Source organism: Alkalibacterium gilvum, from assembly GCF_900109085.1.
GTDB classification, from domain to species: Bacteria; Bacillota; Bacilli; order Lactobacillales; family Carnobacteriaceae_A; genus Alkalibacterium; species Alkalibacterium gilvum.
The window spans coordinates 1-1,794 of record NZ_FNYW01000079.1; the positions used below are offsets into that span (position 1 = coordinate 1).

Annotated in this window: 1 protein-coding gene; it reads right to left on the reverse strand. The window is 38.5% G+C overall.

The genetic code is table 11. The features are described 5' to 3' along the window. Positions 1-252: 252 nt before the first annotated feature. On the reverse strand, positions 253-1,605 hold the full coding sequence (locus tag BMX83_RS10580) for an IS91 family transposase (RefSeq protein WP_091632149.1): 1,353 nt from the start codon (positions 1,603-1,605) through the stop codon (positions 253-255). Positions 1,606-1,794: the final 189 nt, after the last annotated feature.

The window sequence follows — 1,794 nt, forward strand, 5'->3', positions numbered from 1 at the left end:
TTGCTGAAATCTACGATGTAAATGAAAACGAAATAAGAAAAGCTCGGCTAGGCCTCGCCCTTTTTGGGCTAGAGGTTAGCCGAGCTTTTCAATTCTGGATTTTTATAAGTGATACCATGAAGGCTTGTATAATACACAGGAAGCATTTCTCCCCCACACTTTTCGCAACTAAACCTTGGGGGATCCGTCGGATCTCCCATATCCATCATATCAAACTGTTCAACAACTTCTTTCGGTATGTCTTCCGTTACTTTACAGCTCCGACAAACGAATTCGACGTTCCCGTTCTCGTATTTCTTTTTCGCGTTCACTCCAGCTGAAACGATACTTTTTGATGGCTGCTTCTGTTTTTTCTTTTTGTGCTTTTTTGTACGCTTCTGACTCAATTCTTTCAACCTCCCGATTAATATAATCTTTGGCCTCTTTATCATTCGCATATTGCACTTCTAGTTGTCCATTTTTGCGCACAGCTATCCCTCTGAACTCCAATACATTGCCACATTCCGAACATTTTAATGGATCATAGCCAAAGGATTCCTTAATACTTTCCCTCCAACCTTTCGGTTGGATCATCTTTTTAGCATTAACTAAAAGTTTTTTGATGCTTTCTTGGTAGATGGTCACTATTTCCTTCATAAGCGTCTTAATTCGACGAGAATACAATCCATAGTGACGAATCATTTTAAATTGTTTATCCGGTATATGACGAATTAATCGTCCAATAAAGGCATCAACGGTTAAAGATTCCACTTTTTCTTCACCATCTTGCTTATCATGGTATTTAAAAACAACGGTTTCTCCGTCATACATGATAATACGATGTAAGGCAATGGGACCTCGTTTCATATACCGACCAATGTACCCCAAGATCTTTTTCACATCTGTTTTACTACGCTTAGGTGCGTTGACGTAAAATCCTTGCGGATTATTTTTATAGGCTGCTTGAAGTTTTGGTTGAACAACTTTCTTAGCTACCGGAGATAGTGTACGTCTAATCAGCTTTAATACAACAGTCTGCCACTGCTTACGCAATTTCGTGAATGGAATGAAATCATATGTTTTCCATTCATTCTCTGGTGTGACACCACCCATACTGACCAGCATGTGAATATGCGGATTAAACTCCAACTTAGACCCAAAGGTATGTAACGCCGATACAATACCTGGTTTAAATCCACACTTCTCAAACCATTCATTAAGAAGCCGCGCGGCTTCATCCATTAATTTTTTTAATAACTTCTTACGATATTTCCCCGCAAAGATGGATCGCAGACCTTCATCAATCGTGAAAACAACGTGACGATGGTTACTACGATACATATCATTCGCTTGTATATCCGCCCATTTTTGTGCCTCACCTACTGCACATGTTGGACAGAACTTCCCTTTACACCGAATAGGTATCTTCTTTACCTTTGGACAAGCCTCACACTTAAATGTCAAAAACCCATTTGATAACTCTCCACAGTGTAAAAACTTTTCCACTTCTTCGATGATGACCGGACGCATCTTATCTTTGTTTTCTTTAAGAAATCTAGACCAATGATCACTGAATATGGCTTTTAAAATATTCATTTGAACTGGAATATTATCTTCATGTGCCATACTATTATCTTAACTCTTTTCCTTACTTAATTTCAACTCCACATAAGACTCTAACCCTTGGTATATCAGCAAAAATTTTATACTTTCCTATACTATCAAAAACGTGTATTCTTTTATTCAAAAGCTAACACCCTCGCCTGGCGAAGCTTACCAATCTACCTTCACACCTTTTGTACTGCCAGAATTGAG

Coding starts and splice junctions, on each gene's coding strand:
- BMX83_RS10580 (WP_091632149.1), bottom strand. CDS start 1,605: ATGGCACATGAAGATAATATTCCAGTTCAAATGAATATTTTAAAAGCC.